Source organism: Actinomadura sp. NPDC000929, assembly GCF_040492065.1.
GTDB lineage: Bacteria > Actinomycetota > Actinomycetes > Streptosporangiales > Streptosporangiaceae > Spirillospora > Spirillospora verrucosospora.
The window spans coordinates 1-3,362 of sequence record NZ_JBEUPA010000294.1; the positions used below are offsets into that span (position 1 = coordinate 1).

Here is a 3,362-nt window from a genome sequence, read left to right on the forward strand (position 1 = left end):
GCATCGGCGCGGATTGGTGCTCTCTACGCCTTGCCATGAGATCCCCCTCTGAATCGGAGAGCTGTAAACCCCTCCTAACCGTGTTCAACCAGGTCGGCCATCCCGCGCACGGCTACATCGCCGGGCTCAGTTCGGTCGTTCTGAGCACCACGAGCCCCGCGAGCAGCGCCAGCATGACCAGCGGCGCGCCGAGGTGCACCAGCCGGCGCCTCGCCTCCGGCGCGTAGGCGTAGGCCGCGGCCAGCGCCGCCCCCACCGCCAGGCCGCCGACGTGGCCCTGCCAGGAGATGCCCGGCACCGAGAACGTGATCACCAGGTTGATCACCAGCAGGACCACGATGGGGCCGACCGGCCCGCCGAGCCTGCGGCCGATCACGAAGTACGCCCCGAACAGTCCGAAGATGGCCCCGGACGCGCCGACCGCCGAGTCGTGCGGGGACCCGACCAGGTACAGCAGCACCGAGCCGCCGAGCCCCGACAGCACGTAGAGGGCGAGGAAGCGCCACCGTCCGAGCACCTGCTCCAGCGCGGGACCGACGGCCCACAGCGCCCACATGTTGAACAGGATGTGGGTGATGCCGAACGACCCGCCGCGCTGGTGCAGGAACATCGTGGTGAACAGCCGGTACCACTCGCCCTCGGCGACCCCGCCGACCTGCCCGCCGGGCAGCACCCCCTGGCCGAGCATCATGAACTCCCAGACCACGCGCCAGGACGCCAGCTCGGCGAGGTACGCCGCGATGCACGCGCCGATGAGCGTGTAGGTGACGATCGGCACGGCCGTCGCCCCGCCCCGCGCGCCGAGGACCGTCCGGGGGACCGCCTTGCGGGCCCCCCGGTTGCCCTCGGCGACGCACTCCACGCACTGGTGCCCCACCGCCGCGTCCCGCATGCACTCCGGGCAGATGAAGCGGTCGCATCGGGTGCAGCGCACATACGTCTCGCGGCTCGGATGCCGGTAGCAGGTCGGCACCGAGGTCTCGGGAACGGGACTCTGGTCTGTGCTCATCAGTGGCTCCGTGGGCCTTACGTGCGGCGGGCGCTCGGCTCACCCGTGGCGGGGTCTCACCGTGACAACGTCTAACGGCGTTCGATCGTCACCGACTCGATGACGACGTCCTCCTTCGGGCGGTCCCCCCGCCCGGTCTCGACCTTGCTGATGCGGTCGACGACGTCGGTGCCCTCAATGACCTTGCCGAAGATGGTGTGCCGGCCGGTCAGGTGCCGCGTGTGCGCGACGTTCGTCGTGATGAAGAACTGGGAGCCGTTGGTGCCGGGCCCCGCGTTCGCCATCGCCAGCAGGTACGGGCGGTCGAACTTCAGGTCGGGGTGGAACTCGTCCTTGAACTGGTAGCCGGGGCCGCCGGTGCCGGTGCCGAGCGGATCGCCGCCCTGGAGCATGAAGTCGTCGATGACCCGGTGGAAGATCGTTCCGTTGTAGAGCGGCGCGTCCGACTTCTGGCCGGTGCGCGGGTCGGTCCAGGTGCGGGTGCCCTCCGCCAGCTCGACGAAGTTCGCCACGGTCTCGGGCGCGTGCTCCGGGTACAGCTGGATGACGATCTTGCCCAGCGACGTGGTGAGCGTCGCGAAGATCTCGTTGGCCACGCTGGCCGCCTCCTCTTGGTGGATTCTTTGACGTCGACGGGTTCGGTGACGTGCGGTGCGGGGTCCCGGCCAGGCCCGGATCCGTCACTTTCCGTTGAAGGCTCGTCACGGTCGCGGTGTTTACCTCCCGTTCGCTGGGAAGGCTGCCTGACAGGACCTCGCAAACAGGGAGGTTAGCGTGTCCCTAATGATCAATATCCGCCGGAAGCCGCAGGACGAGGTCGTCGACCGGCTCGGCCGCGTCCAGCAGGCGGCCCGCCAGGGCGTCGACGCGTGCCGTCAGGGCGCCGCGGGCGCGGCCGAGCGGATCGGGCCCATCGCGAACGAACGCGTGATGGTCGCCCGTGGCTGGAGCGCACCGAGGCTGCGTCATGCGGCCCGGTACGTGGAGACCGGGCTCGCCCCGCGGGTGAGCTCGTTCCTGAGCGATGTCGCGGGGCGGGTGGAACCGCCGAAGTCGGCGGCGAAGTCCGGGCGCGGCGCCGTCATGGCGATGGTGGGGGTGGTCGCCGCCGTCGGAGTGGCCGGCGCGGTGGCCACGCGGCGCGGCGCCGTCCGCGACATGGCCAAGGGGTCGGGTGAGCATTCCGGCAGCGCGACCTCGGCCGACTCCATGACGGTCAGCGGCGCCGACGCGGACGGCCAGGTGCATTCACCGCACTGAGGCCTGCGAACGCGCTGGAAGCACGGGTGAGGGCCCGGCCGCACCGCGGCCGGGCCCTTCGCCGTCCCGGTGCGGACGGGAGTTGCTACCACCCGGTACGGTGAACGCCATGTCGCCGAAACGCCCCCTGCGGCAGGTGCTGGCGGTCCGCGCGAAGCAGCGGGCGCGCCAGGGCGTGCACACGGCCGTGCACCGCGCCTGGGAATGGATCCAGCGGCACGGGGAGATCACCCCGCACACGCCGGGCCGCCGCAGTTTCGCCTACCTGGGCGAGGGCGCCTGCATCGGCTTCCCGACCGGCGCGATCTACGGCGAGCCCTGGATCTCGATCGGCGACCACACGCTGGTGGGCACGCACGTCACCATCTCCGCCGGGTTCGTGCCCGGCCTCGACCTCGGGCCGGACGTCATCGTCCGGATCGGCGGGAGCTGCTCGCTCGGCCGCGGCACCCACATCGTCGGCCACCAGTCGATCGAGATCGGCGACGACGTCTTCACCGGCCCGAACGTCTACATCACCGACCAGAACCACACCTACGGCGACCTGCACACCCCGATCGGGCGGCAGTGGCCGGAGAACAACCCGGTGGTGATCGGGGACGGCTGCTGGATCGGCACCGGGGCCATCATCCTTCCCGGCACCCGCCTCGGCCGCAACGTCGCGGTGGCCGGCGGCGCCGTCGTCCGCGGCGAGTTCCCCGACCACTCGGTCATCGGCGGCGTCCCGGCCAAGATCCTGCGCAGCCACGACAAGGAGAGCGGCTGGCAGCCGCCCCTGCGCACCGACCCCCTGATGTCGCTGGACGAGCTCGCGGCCCTCTCGGTGGACGGCCTGGAGGGCCTGCAGATCCTCCAGGACAGGCTGCGCGCCGAGTCCGCCGCCCGCGACGGCGACGTCCTCAGCGAGGAGGCCGGCTGACCGCCGCGCCCCGCCGCCCCCGCACCCGGAAAGCGAAGAGCCCCGCACGCGAGTGCGGGGCTCTTCGGTCGTCGATCATAGAGGCCCTTCGCACGCGCCGGTCCGTGCGGGCCTTCCGCCAGGTTCCGGTGTCTCGAGAGGAGGTCGAACGGCTGCTCGCACTCGCATCGATGT

Annotated in this window: 4 protein-coding genes; 2 read left to right on the forward strand and 2 right to left on the reverse strand. The window is 71.3% G+C overall.

What is annotated here, in order from left to right; genetic code table 11:
• Positions 1-112: 112 nt before the first annotated feature.
• Positions 113-1,009, reverse strand: a complete 897-nt coding sequence (locus ABWI04_RS42205; protein ID WP_353835919.1) for a rhomboid family intramembrane serine protease — start codon at positions 1,007-1,009, stop codon at positions 113-115.
• Positions 1,010-1,080: 71 nt separating this feature from the next.
• A complete protein-coding gene (locus tag ABWI04_RS42210; RefSeq protein WP_345187095.1) occupies positions 1,081-1,605 on the reverse strand; it encodes a peptidylprolyl isomerase in 525 nt (174 codons plus the stop codon).
• A 187-nt stretch (positions 1,606-1,792) separates the two neighbouring features.
• Here ABWI04_RS42210 and ABWI04_RS42215 point away from each other — a divergent pair, with 187 nt between their 5' ends.
• A complete protein-coding gene (locus ABWI04_RS42215; protein ID WP_345187093.1) occupies positions 1,793-2,269 on the forward strand; it encodes a hypothetical protein in 477 nt (158 codons plus the stop codon).
• A 109-nt stretch (positions 2,270-2,378) separates the two neighbouring features.
• The gene (locus ABWI04_RS42220) at positions 2,379-3,188 is read left to right on the forward strand and encodes an acyltransferase (protein WP_353835920.1); all 810 of its coding nucleotides are present in this window, start codon (positions 2,379-2,381) and stop codon (positions 3,186-3,188) included.
• Positions 3,189-3,362: the final 174 nt, after the last annotated feature.